Here is a 21,817-nt window from a genome sequence, read left to right on the forward strand (position 1 = left end):
CCAAACCTCAATCGGGGACGACGGCGGTGGCCTGGATCTCGATCTTGGCGCGGTCCTCGACGAGCGACACCACCTGCATCGCCGCCATCGCCGGGAAATGCCGGCCGATGGTCTCGCGATAGGCCTGGCCGATTCCGCGCAGATTGCCGACATATTCCTGCTTGTCGGTGAAGTACCAGGTCATGGTGGTGATGTGCTGCGGTTCGGCGCCGCCGGCTGCAAGCACGGCAACGACGTTCTTCAGGGTCTGGCGCACCTGCTCGACGAAATCGTCGGTTTCGAACTCGGACTGCGCATTCCAGCCGATCTGGCCCCCGACGAAGACGGTGCGGCCCTTGGCCGAAACGCCGTTGGAATAGCCGATGGGCTTTGCCCAGCCTTCAGGTTGCAGGATGGTGTGCATCGGTGGTCTCCAGATGTTGTGTCAGCGCGGCGCGGATATCGTCCGGCCAGGCAAAAGAAGCGTGAGTGTCGAGCGAGGTGGCAACGACCCGCTGTTTCGCGGTCCAGAGCACGGTGCCTCTCGCGGAGACCGTGTGCTCCATGTCGAGCGACGATCGGCCAATGCCGCGCACCGCCAGCGCGAAATCCAGTTCGTCGCCCTGAAAGCCCGGACGAGAGAAAGTGAGATCGAGCCGTACCGTCGGCACGCCGATCCGACGCTCGTCGTTCATGGCCTTCCAGGGAAAACCGAGAGACGCAAAGAAGTCCTCCGTCACCCCGACGAGAATGTTGAGGTAGGACGGGAAATAGGCGATCCCCGAGGGGTCGCAGTCTCCAAAGCGCAGCGGTCTTTTGGTCCTGAACATCGATGCCGGACCTCAGTTGGCAAAGGCGGCGATGCCGGTAATGGCACGGCCAAGGATCAGCGCATGGATGTCGTGCGTGCCCTCATAGGTGTTGACCACTTCGAGGTTGACGAGATGACGGGCGACCGGAAATTCGTCGGAAATGCCGTTGCCGCCGAGCATGTCGCGCGCCGTTCGGGCGATCTCCAGTGCCTTGCCACAGGAATTGCGCTTGAGGATCGAGGTCAGCTCGACCGGCGGATTGCCTTCATCCTTCATGCGTCCGAGGCGCAGGCAGCCCTGCAGGCCAAGGGCGATCTCGGTTACCATGTCCGCGAGCTTCTTCTGGATCAGCTGGTTGGCGGCGAGCGGCCGGCCGAACTGCTTGCGGTCGATCACGTATTGCCGCGCCGTCTCGTAGCAGGATTCCGCTGCACCGAGCGCGCCCCAGGCGATGCCGAAGCGCGCGGAGTTGAGGCAGGTGAAGGGGCCCTTGAGGCCGGTCACCTCAGGCAGCATGTTTTCGTCCGGCACGAAGACCTCGTCCATGACGATCTGGCCGGTGATCGAGGCGCGAAGTCCCACCTTGCCGTGGATCGCCGGTGCGCTCAGGCCCTTCCATCCCTTTTCGAGGATGAAGCCGCGGATCAGACCATCCGACGTCTTCGCCCAGACGACGAAGATATCGGCGATCGGCGCATTGGAGATCCAGGTCTTGGAACCCGACAGCAGATAGCCGCCATCGACCTTGGCGGCCTTCGTGATCATCGAACCCGGGTCGGATCCGTGGTCGGGCTCGGTCAGGCCGAAGCAGCCGATCTTGCTGCCGGCGATCAGTCCCGGCAGGTATTTGCGCTTCTGCGCTTCGCTGCCGAAGGTATAGATCGGCACGATGACGAGCGAAGACTGCACGCTCATCATCGAGCGGTAGCCGCTGTCGATGCGCTCGACCTCGCGGGCGATCAGGCCGTAAGAAACGTAGTTGAGGCCGGCGCCACCGTATTCCTCCGACACCATCGGACCCAGCAGGCCAAGCTCACCCATTTCGGCGAAGATCGACGGGTCGGTCTTCTCGTGGCGGAAGGCCTCCTGGACGCGCGGGGCCAGCCGGTCTTCGGCGTAGCCTTGGGCCGTGTGCCGTACCATGCGTTCTTCTTCGGTCAACTGCGCATCCAGGTTGAACGGATCCTGCCAGTCGAATGACGCTTTCGAACCATGCATGTTCGACATCCCTCTTATCGTCCCGTGCTCTTCATCAGCTCGCGGCCGATGATCAGCTTTTGAACCTCGGTCGCGCCCTCGTAGATCCTGAGCGCGCGGATCTCGCGATAAAGCCGCTCGGTGATCTCGCCGACGCGCACGCCGCGGCCGCCAAAGAGCTGCAGCGCCTGGTCGATCACCCATTGCGCGTTCTCTGTCGCCGTCATCTTCGCCATGGCTGCTTCCCGCGTGGTTGGTCGTTTCTGCACGTCGCGCTGCCAGGCGGTGCGGCAGGTTAGGAGTGCTGCTGCGTCAATAGCGGTCGCCATCTCGCCGAGCGTGCTTTGCGCGGTCGGCAGATCGCCAAGGGTCGCACCGAACATCTTGCGGTTCTTCGCGTGAGACACCGCTTCGTCGAGCGCGCGGCGGGCGAAGCCGATCGCGGCGGCAGCCACCGAAGGGCGGAAAATATCGAGTGTGCGCATGGCGATCTTGAAGCCTTCGCCAGGCGCGCCCAAAAGTTGCGAGGCTGGGATGCGGCAATTGTCAAAACGGAGCCGGGCAAGCGGATGCGGCGCGATCGTCTCGATGCGCTCGGCGATCGTGAAGCCCGGCGTATCGGCAAAGACCACGAAGGCCGAAATGCCGCGCGTGCCGGGTGCTTCGCCAGTGCGCGCAAAGACGGTATAGACGTCGGCGATACCGCCGTTCGAAATCCAGGTCTTTTCGCCGTCGATCACGAAGTGATCGCCGTCGCGCCGCGCGCCGCACGCCATCGCCGCGACATCCGAGCCGGCCTCAGGCTCAGACAGTGCAAAGGCAGCGATCCAATCGCCACGGGCGACCTTAGGCAGGACGGCCTGCTTCAGCGCCTCGGAGCCGGACAGGCTGATTGCGCCGGTCCCGAGCCCCTGCATGGCAAAGGCGAAGTCGGCAAGGCCGTCCGTGTAGGCGAGCGTTTCCCGGATGAGGCACAGCGACCGGCTGTCGATCTCCTCGCTGACGCCGCCGAACGTCTTTGGCACGCAGTGGCGAAGCACGCCTGCAGCGCCGAGCGCTGCGACCAGCTTCCTGCAGGCCGCATCGACATCGGTGTGATCGACTTCCCCGAGGCGGCCACGGGCCACGAAGGCATCGAGCTGCGTAGCGAGCGCACGGTGGCTGTCATCGTAGAACGGCCAGTCGAGATGGTCGCGGGTCGGTGCGCCTATGGCGGTATCAGGGGAGCCCATGCTCAGTTCCCCTTGAATTCCGGCTTCGCCTTGGCGGCAAAGGCCTCGAAGGCGCGGCGGAAGTCGCCGGTCGCCATGCAGATCGCCTGCGCCTGCGCTTCCGATTCGATCAATTGGTCGATGCCCATCGCCCATTCCTGGTCGAGCATCTTCTTGGTCATCGCATGGGCAAACCAGGGACCGTCGGCGATATTGCGTGCGAATTTCTGGGCTTCGGTAAGCAGCGACGGACGCTCGTGCAGGGCATTGTAGAAGCCCCAGGCATTGCCTTCCGTTGCGGTCATGACGCGGCCGGTGAAGAGCAGCTCGGCAGCGCGGCCTTGGCCGATGATGCGGGGAAGAATGCCGCACGCGCCCATGTCGGCGCCGGCCAGCCCGACGCGGGTAAAGAGAAAGGCTGTCTTCGCCTCCGGAGTTGCCACACGGAAGTCCGAGGCCATGGCCAGAATGGCGCCAGCGCCGGCGCAGATGCCGTCGACCGCTGCTATCACCGGCTGCGGGCAGGCGCGGATCTGACGCACCAGTTCGCCGGTCATGCGGGTGAAATCCAGAAGATCGGGCATCGGCATGCGCGTCAGCGGCTCGATGATCTCGAAGACGTCGCCGCCGGAAGAAAAGTTGTCACCGGCGCCGGCCAGCACCACGGCGCGCACGTCGCTGGCGCGGGCAAGCGAGCGGAAAAGATCGCAGAGCTCCTCGTAGCTTTCGAAGGTCAGCGGGTTCTTTTTTTCCGGACGGTTGAGGGTGATCGTGGCGACGCGCCCGTCGGCATCCGTTTCGAACAGGAAGTGCCTGGCCTTGTGGTCCTTGAAGGCGCGCTTCTTGGCCTGCATCGGGTTTGTCATCTCTATCCTCCGAGAACTTCGCCGCCGGCGACAGCGATCGCCTGGCCGGTGATTGCGGTCGCCTTTTCCGACACCAGCCAGGAGACCGTGTGGGCGACTTCGTCCGGCGTCACCAGGCGCCCCTGTGGGTTGGAACGGGCAAGGCTGGCGCGGGCTTCCTCGCGCGAGCGGCCGGTCTTTTCGCTGATCGTGTCGAGCGCGCCGTCGATCAACGGCGTGTCGGTGAAGCCGGGGCAGACGGCGTTCACAGTGACGTCGCTGCGGGCAAGCTCAAGCGCCAGTGCGCGCGTCAGGCCGACGACGCCGTGCTTCGATGCGCAATAGGCCGACACATAGGCATACCCGGTGAGGCCCGCGGTGCTCGCGACGTTGACGATCCGGCCGTTGCCGGCCCGCCGCAAGGAAGCAAGCGCTGCCTGCGTCACCAGATAGACGCCGGTGAGGTTGATGGAAAGCACCCGCTGCCATAGCGCGAAGTCGGTCTTTTCGAACGGTGCCGAGGGTGCTTCCCCCGCGCAATTGACGAGAACGGCGATGTCTCCGGCTTCCGCGATCGCGGCCGAAATACCACGCTCGACCGCCTCGGGGTCGGTCACATCGAAGCCGTTACGGACAAGCGCCTCTCCGCCGGAAGCAAAGATTTCGCTCTGCACGGCTTCAAGCGGTGCTGCGCGCCGGCCGGCGAGGCTGACGAGATGGCCGTCGGCGGCAAGCGCCAGCGCGATCGCCTTGCCGATACCGCTTCCCGCACCGGTGATGAGGGCGTGTCTCTTGGTCATGGCTTGCCCGCCGTCGTTGCGGCGCGCGCCAGGTTGTTCACGTACTGTGCCCGTGCCGAATGGTACTGTTTCGGCCAGGGCTGCTCCTCGTAGCCGATCTTCGCCGCCTCATGCATGACGAAGGACGGGTCGGCCAGATGCGGACGGGCAATCGCGCAGAGATCGGCGCGACCGGCGGCAATGATCGAATTGGCGTGGTCGGCCTCGGAAATCGCCCCGACGGCAATGGTCGGAACCTGGATCTCGTTGCGGATCTTGTCGGAAAACGGCGTCTGGAACAGCCGGCCATAAACCGGCTTTTCCTCCTTCACCACCTGGCCGGAGGAGCAGTCGATCATGTCGGCGCCGGCTTCCTTGAACAGGCGGGCGAAAATTGCCGCGTCCTCGGGCGTGTTGCCGCCCTCGTGCCAGTCATGGGTCGACAGGCGCACCGACATCGGTCTGTCCTCGGGCCAGACCTTACGGACGGCGTTGAACACTTCGAGCGGGAAGCGGGCGCGGGCGGCGTGATCGCCGCCATAGTCGTCGGTGCGCAGATTGGTGAGCGGCGACAGGAAGCTCGACAGCAGGTAGCCGTGCGCCACGTGCAGTTCGAGAATATCGAAGCCGAGGTCGCGGGCCCGTTCGGTGGCGTGCACGAAATCGGCGATGACCCGGTCCATATCCTGCCGCGTCATTTCACGCGGTGTATCCGAATGCTTGAGGTAGGGCAGGGCGGATGCGGAGATGAGCGGCCAGCCGCCTTCAGCCAAGGGCTGGTCGATCCCCTCCCAGGCGACCCTCGTCGCACCCTTGCGCCCGGCATGGCCGAGCTGGATGCCGATCTTGGCGGGCGTCTGCTGGTGCACGAAGTCGACGATGCGCTTGAAGGCCTGGGCCTGCTCGTCGTTCCAGAGCCCCAGGCATCCGGGCGTAATACGGGCGTCGGCCGACACGCAGGTCATTTCCGGGAAGACGAGGGCCGCGCCGCCCATGGCGCGCGCGCCGAGATGGACGAGATGAAAATCGTTCGGCACGCCGTCGGTCGCCGAATACATCGCCATCGGCGAAACCACGATGCGGTTCTTCAGTGTCAGGCCGCGAAGCTTGAACGGCGTGAACATCGGCGGCGGAACCGCCCCGTTCGCCGCCGGCTCGACACCAGCGCGTTCGGCAAACCAGCGTTCGAAACCTTCGAGCCAGTCCTTGTCGCGCAGGCGAAGGTTCTCGTGGCTGATGCGCTGGGAGCGGGTCAGCATCGAATACATGAACTGCTCGGGCTCCAGGGTGTCGGCATAGCGCGTGCCGACCACTTCGAACCATTCCATGGCGTTGCGGGCCGCGTTCTGGATGCGGGCGACGTCGACGCGGCGCACCTCCTCATAAGCCGAGAGCACCGCGGGAATGTTCGCCTTGTCGTGGCCGAGAATGTCGAACTGGCGGGTCAGTTCGATCGCGTCGTCGATCGCAAGCTTGGTGCCTGAGCCGATGGCGAAATGGGCCGTGTGGGCGCTGTCGCCCATCAGCACGACATGGCTGCGGCCATTGAAATGGCTCCACTTCTCGCAGATCAGCCGGCCGAAGTTCAGCCAGGCGGAACCGCGCAAGTGCCGCGCATTGGTCATCAGCTTGTGGCCGTCAAGTGTCCCGGCGAACAGCTTCTCGCAGAACGCGATCGACTGGTCCTGGTCCATCTGGTCGAGGCCATGGGCCTTGAAGACGTCGTCGGTCGTTTCGACGATGAAGGTCGAGGTGTTCTCGTCGAAGCGGTAGATATGCGCCTGGAACCAGCCATGTTCGGTGCGCTGGAAATCGAAGGTGAAGGCGTCGAACTTCTTGTCCGTGCCGAGCCAGACATAGCGGTTCGGCCGGATCACCATGTCCGGCTTGAAGACGTCGGCGTATTTGTTGCGGATCCTTGAGTTGACGCCGTCGGAGGCGATGATCAGATCGGCGTCGCCGAACTGCTCGTCGCTCTCGACGTCCTGCTCGAACAGCAGTTCGACGCCGAGCTCTAGGCAGCGCTCCTGGAGGATGTTGAGCATCTTCTTGCGGCCGATGCCGACGAAGCCGTGGCCGGTCGTCCTGATCTTGCGGCCCTTGAAGACCAGCTCGATATCGTCCCAATGGTTGAAGGAAACCTCGATCGCCTCGGCAGTCTCCGGATCCCACTGGCGCATCGATTGCATGGTCGCGTCGGAGAAGACGACGCCCCAGCCGAAAGTGTCGAAGGCGCGGTTCCGCTCGACCACGGTAACGTGGTGCTCCGGGTGCTGGCGCTTCATCAGCAGCGCAAAATAGAGGCCCGCGGGCCCGCCACCGATACAGACGATCCGCATATGGTTCTCCTCCCGAGCTCCGGCTGCGCGTGTCGCCGTCGAGATGCCGTTGGCCGTCATCCCGGACTGCTGGAAACAAGGTGGACTCGTTCCAGAGAAATTTCAAGCTTAAAATTGTTTTGACCGGATGCGACGTGTGTATGCGCGGTCAGAGGACGGCGCGCGGCCGTCGCGCCGTTTCAGATCCTGGCAAAAGGGGGAAGGGGTGGGCTTCAGGAATTGCGCGCCAGTGCGGCGATGATCGAGCGCTTGAGTTTGGCCAGTTCATCCATCAGCACGCCACCGTCCTGCGGCGAAACGCCGGCAAAGAGGTCGGAGATCCAGTCGGCATGCGTTGCCGCCATCTTCTCGAATTCGGCGCGGCCAAAGGGCGTTAGCGCGATGACCTGCACGCGCCGATCCGTCGGAAGCGTCGTGCGGCTGATGTGGCCGCTTTCGGTCAGGCGTTCCACCAGAACCGTGATGTTGCCTGGCGAAACCATCATGCGCTTCGAGACTTCGCCAAGCACCATGCCGTCAGGAGCGCGCTCGAGCTGAGCCATCAGGTCGAAGCGCGGCAGGGTCGAATCGTATTCTTCCCGCAGTCGGCGGCGGATCTCGCTCTCGACCAGGGTCGAGCAGGTCAGCAGGCGCAGCCATAGCCTGAGCTCGGCGCGGTGATCGCCCGGCGCTTCGAGCGCCTTGGTCTCGCCATCCACCCAATCCGGCGAAGTATCGAACTTGTCTTCACCCATCATTGCAAACGTCCGCTTCCTATCCTGCGCCAAGAAGGCAGGCACTTCCTTGTCTCTTTGCTTTTAGAGAGGTTTCCGGCTCTTGGACAGGCTGTCACGCGTCGTCATTTGGCCGCATGCCGCGGCAACGGCGGTGCGGTACGGCCGCCATCTTCGGACTGGTCGTAGACATTGACGGTAAAGCCGATGTGGTCGGTCATCAGCTTGCGGGCGCGCTCGACATCGCGGTCGAGTGCGGCCTCCATCAGTTCCGTATGGTGCTCGATCGCCATTGCGTCCTCAAGGGCCGCGACTGCTTCCTCGTAGCCCTCGCTCATCCCGGCGGCAGCACGCAACGTGGGCGCGAGACTGAGGAAACGATGGTGGCGGCGGAGCTGGTCGGAGATCGTCGCCTGGAAGCGGGAAAGCCAGCTCGATCTTGCAGCGCCGATCAGGGCTGTGTGAAAGGCGGCGTGTTTCTCGTCCCACTCGTCGATCTCGCTTTCGGTGACGTTTTCGACGGCGATCTTGCAGCGGGACAAACGATAGTGGGCGGTGACGACGGCGGACTCCCAGGCGCTGTCGCCATTTTCGATCGACTCGATCAGCAGCGGAATTTCGACGACCTGTCGCGCCTTGGTGAGATCGTCGAGCGCGTCGCGTGAAACCGGCGCGACCGCAAAGCCGCGGTTACTGATCGCCGTGACCAGCCCCTCTGCCTCCAGCCGCGACAGCGCCTCGCGGAGCGGCGTCCAGCCGATGCCATAACTTTCACGCAGCGCGCTCAGCTTCATCGGCGCACCAGGTTGGAGCCGCGTCGCAAGGATGTCGCGACGGAGCAGCCGGTAGGCCGATTCGGTTTTGGTCGACTGTTCGTGGTCTTGCATCAAGTTCCCTTAACGCCCGCGTCGGATCGATACAAATATATATAGTTCCGCGCTGAAGATGAAAATATATATATTTGTTTGACAAGAACTCCGACCCTCGCCATCATCCCCGCACGCCGCCGAGGAGGGCGGTAACGCTCGTCAAATTCTGGGAGGGATGTATGAGCATGCTTAAGAGCACTTGGCTTTCGGGATTGGTCGTCGCCGGCGCAATGGCATGGGGACTGGGCGTGGCTGCCGCCGATCCGATCCGCATCGGCATTGCCAATTTCGGCGAACATCCGCAATTGAATGCGTCGATCGCCGGCTTCAAGAAGGCGCTGGCCGAAAACGGCTTCGTCGAAGGCAAGGATGTCGTCTACACCGAGAGCCACACCAATTTCGATGCCTCGCTGGTTCCGCAGATGATCGCCAAGCTGCAGGCCGAACAGCCGAAGCTGGTCTACACGATCACCACGCCCGTCTCGCAGATCGCCAAGAAGGCGCTCGCCGGCTCCGGCATTCCGGTGGTTTTCTCCGCCGTCACCGATCCGGTGGCCGCCAAGCTCGTTCCGTCCTGGGAGGCGGGCGACGACGGCATGACCGGTGCGACCGACCTTCAGGACGTGACCGCCGTCATGGCCTTCACGCACAAGCTGCTGCCGAACGCCAAGCGTTTCGGCGTGCCCTATAATCCGGGTGAGGCGAACGACCAGGCACTGCTCGACAAGATCAAGGAAGCAGCCCCTGCTGCAGGCTTCGAGGTCGTGGAGGTCGGCGTCGACAACGTCAACGACATCCAGCAGCGCATCGCCTCCTTCGCCGGCAAGGCCGACGTGATTTATACGCCGGCATCCAACCTGCTGCAGCCGGCGATCGGCGCCGTTTCGGCAGCCGCGCGCCAAGCACAGATCCCGATCGTCAACTCCGACGACGGTGCCGTGCGTGACGGCGTCGTGCCGGCAAGCTTTGCCGTCAACTACGAGCAGGTCGGCGTCAATGCCGGCAAGATCGCCGCGCAGATCCTGAAGGGTGCAGACCCGAAGACCATCGCGCCGTCGCGCCCGGCCTATGAAGATCACGCACCGCTGATCTCGAAGAAGGCTGCGGCCGCCTTCGGCATCGAAGTGCCGGCAGCACTCGCCAGCGAGTGCAACTGCGTCGTCGACTGATTTCCAGTTGGTCTCAACAGTGGCGGCGCCAAGGGCGCCGTCACTCCATGGTTAGGGGGAGCCAATGCTGGAAATCAGATCGGCCCGCAAAGTCTTCTACAAGGGGCAGGCGGACGAAAAGGTCGCGCTCGACGGCCTCAATCTCGGCCTTGCTACGGGCGAATTCGGCGTCGTCATCGGCTCGAATGGCGCCGGCAAGAGCAGCATGCTCAACGCCATCTCTGGTGCATTGGTGCTCGATAGTGGCCAGATCGTCATCAATGGCGACGACGTGACGGCGACGCCCGTGCACAAGCGCGCGATGCGGCTTGCTCGCGTCTTCCAAGACCCGATGCGCGGCACCGCCGCCAGCATGACGGTGGCGGAAAATATGTTGCTTGCCGAACTGCGCAGCAACAAACGCACGCTGCGGCGCGGGCTGAATGCGACGCGGCTCGCCACCTACAGGGAACGCCTGTCGCTCCTGGGGCTAGGCCTCGAGAACCGCCTCGACACGCGCGTGGAGCTGCTTTCCGGCGGCCAGCGGCAATCGCTGTCCCTGATCATGGCGGTCGGCGGTGAGCCGGAACTGCTGCTGCTCGACGAACACACCGCAGCACTTGATCCGCGTACAGCCGATATCGTCATGCAGGCGACAATCCGTGCGGTCGAAGCCCTGAAGCTGACAACGCTGATGGTGACGCACAACATGCAGCATGCCGTCGACTTCGGTCACAAGGTCATCATGCTCGATGCCGGGCGCGTCCGCCTCGAAATCGACGGCAAGGAAAAGGCGCAGACGACCGTGCCGGATCTGATCGGCCACTTCTCCGTCAAAACCGACCGCATGTTCCTGGCGAGCTGACGATCATGGATATTCTTCAAAACACCGTCGCGAGCTTCATCTCGCTCGTTCCCGTCACGCTCGCGCAGAGCCTGATCCTCGCCTTCGTCGTGCTCGGGATCATGATCCCGTTCCGCATGCTGAGCTTTCCGGACCTGACCAGCGAAGGCGCGTTCCCGCTCGGCGGCTGCGTCTGCGGCGTGCTGATGGCGGCCGGTATGTCGCCGCTTGCGGCGATTGCCATCGCGCTTCTCGCTGGCTTCGTTGCCGGCTGCTGTACGGCCTTCATCCATCTGCGGTTCCGGATCCACACGCTGCTTGCCGGTATCCTGATGATGACGATGCTCTATTCGATCAACCTCAGGATCATGGGCCGCTCGAACCTCTCCGTTTTCGGTGCGCCGACGGTGTTCGACTGGGCGCCGGGGCTGCAGCCGGGCTTCCCGGCAAGCAAGATCGTCGTCGCCGGGCTGATCGCGCTCATCGTCTTCTTCCTGCTCTATCACTTCTTCCGAACGGAGAAGGGCACGGCCGTTCGCGCCGTCGGCGCCAATCCCGATATGGCCGAAGCCCAAGGCATCAATGTCTGGATGGCGACGATTGGCGGCGTCGGGCTTGCGGGCGCGTTTTCGGCCGCCGGCGGTGCTTTGATGGTGCAGTCGCAGGGCTTTGCCGACGTCAACATGGGCCTCGGCATCCTGATCAACGGCCTTGCGGCGCTGATGATCGGCGAGGCGATCGTCGGCAAGCAGAGCGTGGCGCGTCAGCTCGCCGCGCCGTTCGTTGGTGCGATCGTCTACTACCAGCTCGTCTCCTTCTGCTTGGCCGCCGGCATGCCGCCGCCGGACCTGAAACTTGCGACCGGCCTGTTCGTTCTGGCCATGCTGGCTCTTCCGAGCCTCAAGCGAAGCCGCGGCCCCGCGCCCGCCCGCGAAACCGTTCGCGAATAAATGAGGACCAACTTCATGAATGCAGTTCCTGGTCTTGCCGCGATAAAGGCCATGGATGCGGCCGATGTGCTGAGCTCCATGCGTGAGCGTTTCATCCTGCCGCCGGGTCTCATCTATCTCGACGGCAACTCGCTCGGCGTCGCCTCGACCGCCGCCTTCGACGAGCTTCGCAAGGCCGCGACCGAGGAATGGGGGCAGGACCTCATCCGCAGCTGGAATACGGCCGGCTGGTTCGAGATGCCGCTGACCCTCGGCGACCGGGTCGGGCGGTTGATCGGGGCGGCCGCCGGCCAGACCGTCGTCTGCGACACGACGTCGATCAACATCTACAAGGCCCTCCATGCGGCGATGGCCTTGCGGCCCGATCGGTCGGTGATTGTCAGCGAAGGCGGCAGTTTCCCGACCGACCTCTACATGGCCGAAGGCGTGGTCTCGACGCGTCCCGGCGCCTCGCTTCGGCTCGAAGGGGTCGATGCGCCCGAGATCGAGGACCTGATCGATGGCAGCGTCGCCGTGGTTCTGGTCAACCACGTCAACTACAAGTCCGGCGAGCTGCGCGACATGGCGGCGCTGACCCGCAAGGCGCACGAACACGGAGCGCTGGTCATCTGGGATCTCTGCCATACGGCCGGCGCACTGCCGGTTGATCTCGATGGCGCAAATGTCGATTTCGCCGTCGGCTGCACCTACAAGTACCTGAACGGTGGCCCCGGCGCCCCCGCCTTCATCTATGCTGCCACCCGCCACCACGGCGATATCCGCCAGCCGCTCACCGGCTGGTGGGGCCACGCTCGTCCCTTCGCCTTCGAGAAGCACTATGCAGCCGGCGAGGGTATTCGACGTTTCCTCTGTGGAACGCAGCCGATCCTGTCGCTGCGGGCGCTGAAGGGCGCGCTCGACGTCTGGGACGAGGTCGACATGAAGGCGCTGCGCGAAAAGAGCATCGGCCTCACGGATCTCTTCATCGCGCTGGTCGAGGCGAAATGCGGTGCATTTGGGCTGGAACTCGAAAGCCCACGCGATGGGACGAAGCGTGGAAGCCAGGTGTCGTTCAAGCACCCGAACGCCTACGAAATCATGCAGGCGCTCATTGCCCGCGGCGTCATCGGCGATTTCCGTGCACCGACGACGATGCGTTTCGGCTTTACGCCGCTCTATGTCAGCTATGCCGACGTCTGGCAGGCGGTCGAAATCCTGGAAGACATCCTCAAGACCGGTGCATGGCAGGATGCGCGCTTCGCGGTCCGTGCGGCCGTGACCTGATTGATGGCACCAAAGTGCAGCGGGCGGCCTTTCGTCCGCTGCTTCCTCTCCAGACGCATGCCGAGGTCGCCGTCCCGCAGCGGGCTTGTTCAGAGCCATTGTGCCCTGTGGCGAGAGGACGGCTAACGGGGGATTTAAGCAATGACCGCGCCACACCGCCCGACCCCGGACGAAATCGCCGATGCTCGTAAACGCATCGCGCCGCATTTCGCGCGCACGCCGTTGGTCAGGCTCGATCTTGGGTTTCCGGATCGCCAGATCTTCCTGAAGCTGGAGACGCTTTCTCCAATTGGCGCCTTCAAGCTTCGCCCCGCCTTGAACGCCATGCTGTCGCGTAATCCCGCCGAGCTCGCAAAGGGCGTCGCAGTCACCAGTTCCGGCAATATGGCCTACGGCATGGCCTGGGCGGCACGCCTCGTCGGGGTGCCCATGGTTGCCTACATGTATCGCGGCGCACCCCAGACCAAGATCGACGGTGTGCGCGCGCTCGGCGGCGAAGTACGTTTCGTCAGTGCCGAGACTTGGTGGGACTACATCACGGACGTCGATCATCCGGATGCGCCGGAGCTGTTGATCAATCCGGTGATCGATCAGGCGGTGCTGGCCGGCAACGGCTCCATCGGCATGGAGATCATCGAGGATCTGCCTGACGTCGATGTCGTGCTTAATCCTTATGGCGGCGGCAGCATGACCACCGGGGTGGCCAGCGCTCTTAAGGCCGCTTCCGACCGCTGCCGTGTCTTTGCGGTCGAAGATGACAGCGCAGCCCCGGTTTCGGCGGCCCTTGCCGCTGGCCAAATCGTAACGATCGAAACCCGCCCGTCCTTTATCAAGAGCATCGGCGCGCCGTCGCTGGTGCCGCAGCTTTGGCCGGTGGCGCGGGAGCTGATCGACGGGGCGATTGCCGTCAGCCCGGGAGAGGTGTGCGACGCGATGCGGCTGCTCTTCAAGAAGGCAAAGGTCGTCGCTGAGGGAGCCGGGGCTGCCTCGCTCGCTGCCGCAATCGCCCGGCCGGATCTCAAGGGAAACATCGTCTGCGTTATCTCGGGCGGCAACATCGATGCCGCGGCCTATTCCACCGTGCTCGGTGGCGGCATTCCCTCGGCTTGAGCGACAGATCAAACGCCGAGATAGCGGTCCTGAAGTTCTGGCGTCAGCGTGGCTGGAGCGCCCTCAAAGACGGTCGCGCCCTTTTCCAGGACGAAGCAGCGGTCGGCAACGGGCAGCAGTTCCGAAAGCGTCTTGTCGACGACGAGGATCGATTGCCCCGCTGCCTTCAGCGTGCGGATCGCCGACCAAATGTCCTGGCGAATGACCGGCGCCAGCCCTTCCGTTGCCTCATCGAGAATGAGCAGGCTGGGATTGGTCATCAAGGCCCGGCCGATCGCCAGCATCTGCTGCTCGCCGCCCGAAAGCGTGTTGGCATACTGATCACGTCGTTCGCCGAGGCGGGGGAAGAGTGTGGTCACTTTCTCGAAGGTCCATTCGTTGCCGCGGGCGGTGGCAACGAGGTTCTCCATGACGGTCAGATTGGGAAAGCAGCGCCGCCCTTCAGGCACGAGACCGAGGCCGAGCCTTGCAATCCGGTGCGGCCGCAGGCCGGAGATCGCCTTGCCGGCGAAGGAGATGGCGCCTGAGCGCGGCCGCACGAGGCCGAGGATCGAATTGATCGTCGTCGTCTTGCCCATGCCGTTGCGGCCCATGAGCGCGACGACCTCCCCCTCGCGTACATCGAGGTTGACGCCGAAGAGCGCCTGGGAAGCGCCGTAGAAGGTTTCGAGACCTTTGAGTTCGAGCAGGCTCACGCGGCTTCTCCCAGATAGGCCCGGCGCACATCCGGATCGCTGCGGATTTCATCGACTGTGCCTGACGCGATAATGCGGCCGTAGACCAGCACCGAGATGCGGTCCGCCAGCGCAAAGACCGCGTCCATGTCGTGCTCCACCAGGAGCATCGGCGCTTCGTAACGCAGGCCGTCGAGGAACGAAGTCAGCCGTTTTGAACCCTCCGGTCCCATGCCGGCCATCGGCTCGTCGAACAGAAAGGCCTTCGGCGACAACGCCAGCGCGATGGCGATTTCAAGTTGCCGGCGTTCGCCGTGCGAGAGTTCTGCGGCCGGCACATGGGCACGCGCGGCAAGATCGACACGCTCCAGCATCGCCATCGCCGGTTCGATCAGGTTCTTGTCGCTGTTGACCTGGCGGAAGAAGTGGAAGCTGCTGCCCTGTCGCGCCTGCACTGCCAGCATGACGTTGCGAAGGGCCGAGAATTCCTGCGCCAGCGACGAGATCTGGAAGCTGCGGGCAAGGCCGAGCCTTGCGCGGGCGGCCATGTCGAGCCCGCCGATATCCTGGCCGAGAAAGCGGATGGTGCCGCTGTCGGCCTTGAGCGAGCCGGCGATCTGGTGGATCAGCGTGCTTTTGCCGGCGCCGTTCGGGCCGATCAGCGCATGGATCTGGCCGGGGCGAAGCTCAAGGCTGACGCCGTCGGTCGCTTTCAGCGCGCCGAAGGATTTTCTGAGGTCGCGGATTTCGAGAACGGGCTCAGACATGGCGCGGCTTTCCGGAGAGGAGCCCCAGCAGCCCGCCGCGGGCAAAGAGCACGATGCCGAGCAGGATGAGGCCGAGGAAGAACTGCCAGCGCTCGGTGATGCCGCCGAGCACATATTCGAAGAAGACGAAGATCATTGCGCCGGCGACAGGTCCGAACAGCCGGCCCTTGCCGCCGAGGATGATCAGCACGATCAGTTCGCCCGACATGTGCCAGGAGAGCATCGAGGGGCCGACAAAGCGGTTGAGGTCGGCATAGAGCGCGCCGGCAAAGCCGGTGATCATCGCCGAGACGGCAAAGGCGACGAGCCGGATGTTGAAAGGTGCGATGCCGACTGCGGCAAGGCGTGTGCCGTTCTGTCTCGCCGCCTGCAGGGCGCTGCCGAAGCGTGAACCCTCGACCACGCGAAACAGAAGCAGCGCCGCCATCAGGGCCGCGTAGCAGATCAGGAAATAGGGCAGGGGCTTGGCGGTGTTGACGCCGGGAAAGGTGTTGCGCATCGACAGCGACAGGCCGTCCTCGCCGCCATAGGCCGGCCAGGAGATCGCGAAATAGTAGATCATCTGCGCGAAGGCGAGGGTGATCATGATGAAATAGACGCCCGACGTGCGCAAGCTGATCGCGCCGATGGGCAACGCGATGAGACCGGCGACCGCGATCGCCGTAATCCAGATGATCGGCATCGATGTCGTCGCCGAGATGCCGGCAAAGAGCGGCTCTGCATTGAAAGCGTGGGTCGCAAGTATGCCGGCGACGTAGCCACCGAGGCCGAAGAAAGCTGCGTGGCCGAAGGAGAGCAGCCCACCGAGCCCGAGCGCCAGATTGAGGCCGACGGCGGCAAGGGCCAGCACCGCGATGCGGGTTGCGAGCGTCACGTAGAAGGGTTCGCCCAAACTTACGGCGAGGATCGGCGTGCCGAGAAGCAGAAGGGCAAGCAGCAGGTTGATGGTGGTTTCGCGGGTCATCTTGGCCTCACGACTGCGCTGCAAACAAGCCGCTCGGCCTGAAGGCGAGGATGAGGGCCATGACGACATAGATCAGCATCGAGGCGAGAGCAGCACCGATCGTGGTTGCCTGTGAGGCGGGCATGGTGAGTGCCAGCAGGGAGGGAAGCAGGAAACGGCCCATCGTGTCGACGACGCCAACGATGATGGCGCCGACCAGCGCTCCTTTGATCGAACCGATACCGCCTATGACGATGACGACGAAGGCGAGGATGAGCACCGGTTCGCCCATGCCGACCTGCACCGATTGCAACGCGCCCACCAGTGCGCCGGCAAGTCCGGCAAGCGCCGCACCGAGTGCGAAGACGACCGTATAGAGCGTGCCGATGTCGACGCCGAGAGCCCCGATCATCTCGCGATCGGACTCGCCCGCCCGGATGCGCATGCCGAGCCGGGTGCGCGAGATCAGGAGATAGAGGCCGATGGCGACGGCGATACCAACGCCGATGATCGCCAAGCGGTAGAGCTGGTACTGGCCGCCGCCCGGAAGCGGCACCGCGCCCTGCAGCATGGGCGGAATGTCGAGATAGAGCGGGAACGAGCCGAACAGCCAGCGCGCACCTTCAGACAGGATCAGGATCAGCGCGAAGGTGGCGAGCACCTGATCGAGATGATCGCGATCATAGAGCCTGCGGATGACGGCGACCTCGATGATCGCGCCGACGCCGGCGGCGGCCGCAAGGCTCGCGATCAGCCCGATCCAGAAGGAGCCGGTGGCGGTTGCGACCGTCGCGCAGGCGAACGCGCCGATCATGTAGAGCGAGCCGTGCGCCAGGTTGATGAGGCCCATGACGCCGAAGATCAGCGTCAGGCCGGCGGCCATCAGAAACAGCATAACACCGAGCTGGAGCCCGTTGAGCAGTTGTTCGATCAGAAGTGCGGTGAACAAGAGACCGGTCCAAGCTTGATGTCAGGAGGACATGGATCATCGACCGGATGCCGGCATCGGAGCCGGGCATCCGGGTGACGGGTGTCAAGCACTACATGCTGCACTTGTCGGCGTAGGCGTCCTTGTGGTCTTCGAAGGCGGTGGCGATGATCTTGTTGGTGAGCACGCCGTCGGCTTCCTTCACCACCTCGCGAACGTAGATGTTCTGGATCGGGTGGTTGTTGTTGTTGAAGACGAACTTGCCGCGCACCGACTGGAAGTCGGCCGCCTTGAGTGCTGCGCGGAAGGCGTCCTTGTCCTTGACGCTTGCCTTGGAAAGCGCGGCGAGGATCAGGTTGGCCGTATCCCAGCTCTGTGCCGCGTAGATCGAAGGCAGGCGCTTGTACTCGGCCTTGAAGGCTTCGACGAACTTCTTGTTGGCCTCGTTGTCGAGGTCCTTCGACCAGGTCGCCGAGTTCTTGACGCCAAGCGCTGCATCGCCGATCGCCGGCAGAACATCCTGGCTGAAGGAGAAGCCGGGGCCCATGACCGGGATGTTCACGCCCGACTGGGCATATTGCTTCATGAAGGCGATGCCCATGCCGCCGGGCAGGAAGAAGTAGACGCTGTCGGCGCCCGAGGCGCGGATCTGGGCGATCTCGGCGGCATAGTCCGTCTGGCCGACCTGCGTGTAGATCTCGCCGGCAAGCGCACCCTTGTAGTAGCGCTTGAAGCCGGTCAGCGCGTCCTTGCCGGCCGGATAGTTGGGCGCCAGGATGAAGGCGTTCTTGTAGTCCTTGTTGGCGTATTGCCCCATCGCCTCATGGAAATTGTCGTTCTGGTAGGCGACGTTGAAATAGTTCGGATTGCAGTTCGCACCGGCAAGCGCTGACGGACCCGCGTTCGGCGAGAGATAGATCACATCCTGCGCGACCGTGTTCGGCACGACGGCCATTGCGAGGTTCGACCAGATGATGCCCGTCATCAGGTCGACCTTGTCGCCCTGGATCATCTTCTCGGCGATCTGTACCGCAAGTTCCGGCTTCTGGGCATCGTCCTCGATCACCAGTTCCACGTCCTTGTTGCCCGACTGCTTGATCGCCAGCGTGAACGCGTCGCGCATATCGATGCCCAGGCCGGCGCCGCCGCCTGAAAGCGTGGTGATGACGCCGATCTTCACCGGTTCGGCATGGGCAAGGCTCGATGTCGCAAGCGAAAGTCCAAGTAGGCTCGCGGCCAGAATGCGGTTCATGCTGTTCTCCTCGTGTTGGTTCCCTTTTGGGTTGTGTTCTATCAGAGACCCGTGCGCACGTGCCAGAGCTCCGGGAAAAGTTCCACTTCGAGCATCTTTTTCAGATAGGACGCGCCGGATGTTCCCCCGGTTCCGCGTTTCATGCCGATGATGCGCTCGACCGTCGTAACGTGGTTGAAGCGCCAGCGGCGGAAATAGTCCTCGAAATCGACCAGCTTCTCGGCGAGCTCATAGAGCATCCAGTAGCGCTCCGGATCGCGGTAGACGGTCTGCCAGGCAGCAAAGACCTTGTCGCTTTCGGTGCGCGTCTCGCGCCAATCGGTCTTGTCTGCTTCGGCGCCGACATCGAAGCCGTTGCGCGAAAGAAGCCGGATCGCCTCGTCGTAGAGCGACGGCGCGGCAAGGATCGCTTCCAGCTTTTCCATGATGTCGGGGCGGTGCGCATGCGGCCCGAGCATCGCGACATTGCGGTTGCCGGCGAGGAACTCGATCGCCCGGTACTGCCACGACTGGAAGCCGGAGGATTGGCCGAGCGATTCGCGGAACGTGGTGTATTCGCTGGGGGTCATCGTGCGCAGCACGTCCCAGGCGCTGTTCAGCTGCTCGAAAATGCGGGCGACGCGCGTCAGCATCTTGAATGCGGGTTCCAGCCGGTCGTCGCGGATCGAGCGGACTGCCGCGTTGATCTCGTGCAGCGCGAGCTTCATCCAGAGCTCGGACGTCTGATGCTGGATGATGAACAGCATCTCGTCATGGGCTTTGGAAAGCGGCTCCTGCGCGTCCAGCACCTTTTCAAGCATCAGGTAGTCGCTATAGGACATGCGTCCCTTGAACGACATCTGGGCGCCTTCTTTTGAAGGGTCGTATGATTTGCTCATGTTTTCAGTTCTCCGACCGCAATCGGAACCGCTGGATCTTGCCCGTGGCTGTTTTCGGCAGGTTGTCCAGGAACTTTACCGATCGCGGATATTTGTACGGTGCGATCGTCGCCTTCACATGATCCTGCAGGCGCTTGATCGTTGCGTCGTCCGCCGACACGCCAGATATCAGAACGACATAGGCTTCGACAATCTGGCCGCGCTCCGCATCGGGCGCACCGACGACGGCGCATTCGGCGACTTCCGGATGCGCGATCAGCGCCGCCTCGACCTCGGGGCCGGCGATGTTGTAGCCGGCGGTGATGATCATGTCGTCGGAGCGGGCGGCGAAATGGAAGAAGCCGTCCTCGTCCTGGTAGAAGGCATCGCCGGTCAGGTTCCAGCCGTCGCGGACATAGTCGCGCTGGCGGCTGTCGGCCATGTAGCGGCAGCCGGTCGGGCCGCGCACCGCAAGCCTGCCGATCGTGCCGCGGGGCACCTCCTGCATGTCGTCATTGACGATCCGCGCCTCGTAGCCGCCGACCGGCTTTCCGGTCGAGGCGGCCTTGCGGTCCTCGAAACGGTTGGAAATGAAGATGTGCAGCATCTCGGTCGCGCCGATCCCGTCGAGGATCGGCTTGCCGGTCTTGGCGGTCCATTCCTCGAAGACCGGGCCGGGCAGGGTCTCGCCGGCCGAGATCGCAACGCGCAGTGATGAAAGATCGGCGCCGTTGTCCATCGCCTTCATCATCGCCCGGTACGCGGTCGGCGCGGTAAAGGAGATCGTCGCCCTGTATTTCTCGATGATCTCCACCATGTTCGCGGGTGTCGCGTGCTCGAGCAGCGTTGCCGCCGCGCCGAAGCGCAAGGGGAAGATCGCAAGGCCGCCAAGGCCGAAGGTGAAGGCGAGCGGCGGCGAGCCGACGAAGATGTCGTCAGGCGTGACGCCGAGCACTTCGCGGGCATAACCGTCGGCGATCGCCAGGAGATCGCGATGGAAGTGCATGGTTGCCTTCGGGATTCCCGTCGTGCCCGAAGTGAAGCCGAGCAATGCCACGTCGTCGCGACCGGTATGCACCGCCTCGAACACCACTGATTTGTCGAGCGCGATGCGGTCGAGTTCGGCGTCGTGGTTCGCGGTCCCGTCGAAGCTTACGACCTGTTTCAGGAAGCGGCTGTCCTTGGCACAGGCGATCATCTCTTCCATCAGCCGCGTGTCGCAAAGCGCCAGGCTGACTTCGGCCTTGTCGACGATCTTGGCGAGTTCCCCGGCGCGGAGCATCGGCATGGTGTTGACGACGACGGCGCCGGCCTTGGTGGCGGCCAGCCAGCAGGCGACCATGGCCGGATTGTTCGCCGAGCGGATCAGCACGCGGTGCCCGGGCTTCACGCCGTAGTTCTCGACCAGCGCATGGGCGAGCCGGTTCGTCCAGTCGGACAGTTCCTTGTAGGTTCGCCGGCGTCCGTTGCCGATCAGCGCGGTGTGGTCGCCAAAACCCTTGGCGACCATGGCGTCTGTCAATTCGACTGCGGCGTTGAGATGGTCCGGATAGTCGAAGCCTTCGAGAAGGAATTCCGGCCATTCTTCCGGTGGCGGCAGGTGGTCGCGTGTGAACGTATCGACGTGCGAAGTCGGTCCAAGCATGTGGCGGCTGTTCCCTTGTTCAGTTCCTGCCTGTTGCCCAGGCATCTTTCAAAGCCGGATAAAAGTCTTGCGGTGATGCGAAACCCTGGCGTGCGTGCAGGTCGCGGCCATCGCCGCATCGCTGCCGATGCGGCGTGCCGTCGCGGCGACGGTTCCAAGGATCGAGACAGGCACAGCGAGACCTCCACTTCTCGGCTGAACATGGGGCAGCATCGCACCAGTCCAAAATTATTTCAAGCCTAAAGTTTTTTCGAATGATGCATTGCGTTTCTTGGTGTGGCAGGCGATTTCTATGCTTGGGGAGACATCCAAGGGAGGATTGCATCGATGCTGGAACACCGTGTTTCCGATTGGAACGACGCCTATGCCAACGGCGTGAACATTGCGCGCGGCGATCGCTGGCCGGAGGCATGGACTGGGCCATCGGAAGCATTCCGCAATGCGCTTTCCGCGTCAGGGCTGGCGAAACTCGACGTGGCCTATGGCGAGCGGTCCAGGAACCGTATGGACCTCTTCTTCCCCGATGGCCCGGCCGAAGGCCTCGTCGTCTTCGTGCATGGCGGCTTCTGGCTGCAACTCGACAAGAGCTTCTGGTCGCATCTTGCCGCGGGCGCCGTCGCCAATGGCTATGCCGTTGCCATGCCGTCCTACACACTCTGCCCGAACATCCGGATCGGCGGGATCGTCGAGGA

General features: G+C 63.5%; 23 protein-coding genes. 6 read left to right on the forward strand and 17 right to left on the reverse strand.

Annotation, left to right across the window (positions count from 1 at the left end):
* Nucleotides 1-7: 7 nt before the first annotated feature.
* The 9 genes from I8N66_RS01565 to I8N66_RS01605 all read right to left on the reverse strand — a co-directional run bounded on the left by I8N66_RS01565 (nucleotide 8) and on the right by I8N66_RS01605 (nucleotide 8,762).
* Nucleotides 8-403: a RidA family protein gene (locus I8N66_RS01565; RefSeq protein WP_043612409.1), complete on the reverse strand. Its 396-nt coding sequence runs from the start codon at nucleotides 401-403 to the stop codon at nucleotides 8-10.
* Entirely contained in the window at nucleotides 381-809 is a 429-nt protein-coding gene (locus I8N66_RS01570) for a thioesterase family protein (RefSeq protein WP_291148874.1), read from the reverse strand. Before I8N66_RS01570 ends, I8N66_RS01565 begins: the two co-directional genes overlap by 23 nt.
* A gap of 12 nt (nucleotides 810-821) precedes the next feature.
* Nucleotides 822-2,009, reverse strand: coding sequence for an acyl-CoA dehydrogenase (locus tag I8N66_RS01575; protein WP_291148876.1), 1,188 nt, complete (start codon nucleotides 2,007-2,009; stop codon nucleotides 822-824).
* A 14-nt stretch (nucleotides 2,010-2,023) separates the two neighbouring features.
* Nucleotides 2,024-3,220 (reverse strand): acyl-CoA dehydrogenase family protein, encoded by a 1,197-nt coding sequence (locus I8N66_RS01580; RefSeq protein WP_291148879.1) that lies wholly within the window; start codon nucleotides 3,218-3,220, stop codon nucleotides 2,024-2,026.
* Between the two features lie 2 nt (nucleotides 3,221-3,222).
* A complete protein-coding gene (locus I8N66_RS01585) occupies nucleotides 3,223-4,065 on the reverse strand; it encodes an enoyl-CoA hydratase family protein (RefSeq protein ID WP_113538461.1) in 843 nt (280 codons plus the stop codon).
* 2 nt (nucleotides 4,066-4,067) lie between these two features.
* Entirely contained in the window at nucleotides 4,068-4,844 is a 777-nt protein-coding gene (locus tag I8N66_RS01590; protein ID WP_291148884.1) for an SDR family NAD(P)-dependent oxidoreductase, read from the reverse strand.
* Nucleotides 4,841-7,162, reverse strand: coding sequence for a bifunctional salicylyl-CoA 5-hydroxylase/oxidoreductase (locus tag I8N66_RS01595; protein ID WP_291148887.1), 2,322 nt, complete (start codon nucleotides 7,160-7,162; stop codon nucleotides 4,841-4,843). The genes I8N66_RS01590 and I8N66_RS01595 overlap by 4 nt, the downstream gene beginning before the upstream one ends.
* A gap of 212 nt (nucleotides 7,163-7,374) precedes the next feature.
* A complete protein-coding gene (locus I8N66_RS01600; protein WP_291148889.1) occupies nucleotides 7,375-7,899 on the reverse strand; it encodes a MarR family transcriptional regulator in 525 nt (174 codons plus the stop codon).
* A 101-nt stretch (nucleotides 7,900-8,000) separates the two neighbouring features.
* A complete protein-coding gene (locus I8N66_RS01605; RefSeq protein ID WP_291148892.1) occupies nucleotides 8,001-8,762 on the reverse strand; it encodes a GntR family transcriptional regulator in 762 nt (253 codons plus the stop codon).
* 161 nt (nucleotides 8,763-8,923) lie between these two features.
* Between I8N66_RS01605 and I8N66_RS01610 the strand changes: the two genes are divergently transcribed.
* The 5 genes from I8N66_RS01610 to I8N66_RS01630 all read left to right on the forward strand — a co-directional run bounded on the left by I8N66_RS01610 (nucleotide 8,924) and on the right by I8N66_RS01630 (nucleotide 14,059).
* Nucleotides 8,924-9,913, forward strand: coding sequence for an ABC transporter substrate-binding protein (locus tag I8N66_RS01610; RefSeq protein ID WP_291148894.1), 990 nt, complete (start codon nucleotides 8,924-8,926; stop codon nucleotides 9,911-9,913).
* 64 nt (nucleotides 9,914-9,977) lie between these two features.
* Nucleotides 9,978-10,757, forward strand: a complete 780-nt coding sequence (locus I8N66_RS01615) for an ABC transporter ATP-binding protein (protein ID WP_291148896.1) — start codon at nucleotides 9,978-9,980, stop codon at nucleotides 10,755-10,757.
* Between the two features lie 5 nt (nucleotides 10,758-10,762).
* A complete protein-coding gene (locus I8N66_RS01620; RefSeq protein ID WP_291148898.1) occupies nucleotides 10,763-11,686 on the forward strand; it encodes an ABC transporter permease in 924 nt (307 codons plus the stop codon).
* 15 nt (nucleotides 11,687-11,701) lie between these two features.
* Nucleotides 11,702-12,949 (forward strand): kynureninase, encoded by a 1,248-nt coding sequence (gene kynU / locus I8N66_RS01625; protein ID WP_291148900.1) that lies wholly within the window; start codon nucleotides 11,702-11,704, stop codon nucleotides 12,947-12,949.
* A gap of 141 nt (nucleotides 12,950-13,090) precedes the next feature.
* Entirely contained in the window at nucleotides 13,091-14,059 is a 969-nt protein-coding gene (locus tag I8N66_RS01630) for a pyridoxal-phosphate dependent enzyme (protein ID WP_291148902.1), read from the forward strand.
* A gap of 8 nt (nucleotides 14,060-14,067) precedes the next feature.
* On the opposite strand, the gene I8N66_RS01635 is transcribed toward I8N66_RS01630, so the two are convergent.
* From I8N66_RS01635 to I8N66_RS01670, 8 genes are all read right to left on the reverse strand, one after another.
* Complete coding sequence (locus tag I8N66_RS01635) at nucleotides 14,068-14,754, reverse strand: ABC transporter ATP-binding protein (RefSeq protein ID WP_291148904.1); 687 nt, start codon at nucleotides 14,752-14,754, stop codon at nucleotides 14,068-14,070.
* Nucleotides 14,751-15,500, reverse strand: a complete 750-nt coding sequence (locus I8N66_RS01640; protein ID WP_291148906.1) for an ABC transporter ATP-binding protein — start codon at nucleotides 15,498-15,500, stop codon at nucleotides 14,751-14,753. Before I8N66_RS01640 ends, I8N66_RS01635 begins: the two co-directional genes overlap by 4 nt.
* On the reverse strand, nucleotides 15,493-16,464 hold the full coding sequence (locus I8N66_RS01645) for a branched-chain amino acid ABC transporter permease (RefSeq protein ID WP_291148908.1): 972 nt from the start codon (nucleotides 16,462-16,464) through the stop codon (nucleotides 15,493-15,495). The genes I8N66_RS01640 and I8N66_RS01645 overlap by 8 nt, the downstream gene beginning before the upstream one ends.
* 7 nt (nucleotides 16,465-16,471) lie before the next feature.
* On the reverse strand, nucleotides 16,472-17,392 hold the full coding sequence (locus I8N66_RS01650; RefSeq protein ID WP_113538471.1) for a branched-chain amino acid ABC transporter permease: 921 nt from the start codon (nucleotides 17,390-17,392) through the stop codon (nucleotides 16,472-16,474).
* Nucleotides 17,393-17,483: 91 nt separating this feature from the next.
* A complete protein-coding gene (locus I8N66_RS01655; protein ID WP_291148911.1) occupies nucleotides 17,484-18,623 on the reverse strand; it encodes an ABC transporter substrate-binding protein in 1,140 nt (379 codons plus the stop codon).
* Between the two features lie 41 nt (nucleotides 18,624-18,664).
* Entirely contained in the window at nucleotides 18,665-19,501 is an 837-nt protein-coding gene (gene kynA / locus I8N66_RS01660; protein ID WP_113538473.1) for a tryptophan 2,3-dioxygenase, read from the reverse strand.
* Nucleotides 19,502-19,505: 4 nt separating this feature from the next.
* The gene (locus I8N66_RS01665) at nucleotides 19,506-21,125 is read right to left on the reverse strand and encodes a benzoate-CoA ligase family protein (RefSeq protein ID WP_291148914.1); all 1,620 of its coding nucleotides are present in this window, start codon (nucleotides 21,123-21,125) and stop codon (nucleotides 19,506-19,508) included.
* 48 nt (nucleotides 21,126-21,173) lie between these two features.
* Complete coding sequence (locus tag I8N66_RS01670) at nucleotides 21,174-21,299, reverse strand: hypothetical protein (RefSeq protein WP_291148916.1); 126 nt, start codon at nucleotides 21,297-21,299, stop codon at nucleotides 21,174-21,176.
* A 153-nt stretch (nucleotides 21,300-21,452) separates the two neighbouring features.
* Between I8N66_RS01670 and I8N66_RS01675 the strand changes: the two genes are divergently transcribed.
* A partial coding sequence (locus I8N66_RS01675) for an alpha/beta hydrolase (RefSeq protein WP_291148918.1) occupies nucleotides 21,453-21,817 on the forward strand: 365 nt, incomplete at its 3' end.

The sequence above is a fragment of the Ensifer sp. SSB1 genome (genome assembly GCF_016652895.1).
GTDB lineage: Bacteria > Pseudomonadota > Alphaproteobacteria > Rhizobiales > Rhizobiaceae > Ensifer.

Excerpts from the sequence above, each read along its gene's own strand:
- I8N66_RS01600 (WP_291148889.1), bottom strand. The coding sequence starts at position 7,899 with ATGATGGGTGAAGACAAGTTCGATACTTCGCCGGATTGGGTGGATGGC.
- I8N66_RS01610 (WP_291148894.1), top strand. The coding sequence starts at position 8,924 with ATGAGCATGCTTAAGAGCACTTGGCTTTCGGGATTGGTCGTCGCCGGC.
- I8N66_RS01640 (WP_291148906.1), bottom strand. The coding sequence starts at position 15,500 with ATGTCTGAGCCCGTTCTCGAAATCCGCGACCTCAGAAAATCCTTCGGC.
- I8N66_RS01575 (WP_291148876.1), bottom strand. The coding sequence starts at position 2,009 with ATGCATGGTTCGAAAGCGTCATTCGACTGGCAGGATCCGTTCAACCTG.
- kynU (WP_291148900.1), top strand. The coding sequence starts at position 11,702 with ATGAATGCAGTTCCTGGTCTTGCCGCGATAAAGGCCATGGATGCGGCC.
- kynA (WP_113538473.1), bottom strand. The coding sequence starts at position 19,501 with ATGAGCAAATCATACGACCCTTCAAAAGAAGGCGCCCAGATGTCGTTC.
- I8N66_RS01615 (WP_291148896.1), top strand. The coding sequence starts at position 9,978 with ATGCTGGAAATCAGATCGGCCCGCAAAGTCTTCTACAAGGGGCAGGCG.
- I8N66_RS01655 (WP_291148911.1), bottom strand. The coding sequence starts at position 18,623 with ATGAACCGCATTCTGGCCGCGAGCCTACTTGGACTTTCGCTTGCGACA.
- I8N66_RS01630 (WP_291148902.1), top strand. The coding sequence starts at position 13,091 with ATGACCGCGCCACACCGCCCGACCCCGGACGAAATCGCCGATGCTCGT.
- I8N66_RS01605 (WP_291148892.1), bottom strand. The coding sequence starts at position 8,762 with ATGCAAGACCACGAACAGTCGACCAAAACCGAATCGGCCTACCGGCTG.
- I8N66_RS01645 (WP_291148908.1), bottom strand. The coding sequence starts at position 16,464 with ATGACCCGCGAAACCACCATCAACCTGCTGCTTGCCCTTCTGCTTCTC.
- I8N66_RS01665 (WP_291148914.1), bottom strand. The coding sequence starts at position 21,125 with ATGCTTGGACCGACTTCGCACGTCGATACGTTCACACGCGACCACCTG.
- I8N66_RS01570 (WP_291148874.1), bottom strand. The coding sequence starts at position 809 with ATGTTCAGGACCAAAAGACCGCTGCGCTTTGGAGACTGCGACCCCTCG.
- I8N66_RS01565 (WP_043612409.1), bottom strand. The coding sequence starts at position 403 with ATGCACACCATCCTGCAACCTGAAGGCTGGGCAAAGCCCATCGGCTAT.
- I8N66_RS01590 (WP_291148884.1), bottom strand. The coding sequence starts at position 4,844 with ATGACCAAGAGACACGCCCTCATCACCGGTGCGGGAAGCGGTATCGGC.
- I8N66_RS01585 (WP_113538461.1), bottom strand. The coding sequence starts at position 4,065 with ATGACAAACCCGATGCAGGCCAAGAAGCGCGCCTTCAAGGACCACAAG.
- I8N66_RS01620 (WP_291148898.1), top strand. The coding sequence starts at position 10,763 with ATGGATATTCTTCAAAACACCGTCGCGAGCTTCATCTCGCTCGTTCCC.
- I8N66_RS01580 (WP_291148879.1), bottom strand. The coding sequence starts at position 3,220 with ATGGGCTCCCCTGATACCGCCATAGGCGCACCGACCCGCGACCATCTC.
- I8N66_RS01595 (WP_291148887.1), bottom strand. The coding sequence starts at position 7,162 with ATGCGGATCGTCTGTATCGGTGGCGGGCCCGCGGGCCTCTATTTTGCG.